This is a genomic window from Bacillus fungorum (assembly GCF_002746455.1).
Lineage (GTDB): Bacteria > Bacillota > Bacilli > Bacillales > Bacillaceae_G > Bacillus_A > Bacillus_A fungorum.
The window spans coordinates 1-710 of record NZ_NWUW01000148.1 but is presented as its reverse complement, the minus strand read 5'-3'; the positions used below and the strand labels follow the sequence as shown (position 1 = coordinate 710).

Here is a 710-nt window from a genome sequence, read left to right as displayed (position 1 = left end):
CATGATCATTGTGCAAAAGAAGGTATTAGGCACTATATGTGCTGGTATGTGAATGAAAAAGGAATAGGCGAATACCATCTTCTTATTGGTGGTGTCATCATGAAAATTGCAGAAGGAGTTAAGAAACTTGGATTCAATCACTAATCACATTTATAAGAAAAGAATGTTAGAACACACCATACTATTTAGTTTGGTACAGTTGGTACCACTAATCATATCTACTGGTATCATATATATATTGCTAGAACTTACTGATACAGAGTGGAAAACTTGGTTTAGTTATGAAGGAATCTTTGCAATTATTTTTCTTATAACGAGGTTCCAGGTGTTCCAGAATAAGAAAAGTATTATTTCTTTGAATCAATATGAAAAGTGGTTTTCAAAGTTAAATATTTTCTTAATCTCTATATTTCTAGTGTTATTTGCATCCATACCAACTCTACTAAAGATTGCTTTCATTCTACAAATGACTGTTATTCTATTTCTACTAGAGTACCTTTGTTTGTATATTAATCGTTTACCGATACATAATTTATATCGAGTAAAAGAGATCATTTGTGATAAAAAACAACTCAAAATTGAACGAATTATTCCAAACAATGAGGAACACGGTACACATACAATTAAAACAAGGGATGAGCAATACTTTTTATATACTGCTGTGTATTTGAGCGGCATACTATCGCCAATTTCAGAAGAAGTATTTGAAG

General features: G+C 31.0%; 1 protein-coding gene. It reads left to right on the top strand.

Going from position 1 to position 710, the window contains the following annotated elements:
- Nucleotides 1-163: 163 nt before the first annotated feature.
- Nucleotides 164-710: hypothetical protein (locus CO726_RS31145; protein WP_099686850.1), on the top strand; the 547-nt coding region annotated here is incomplete at its 3' end.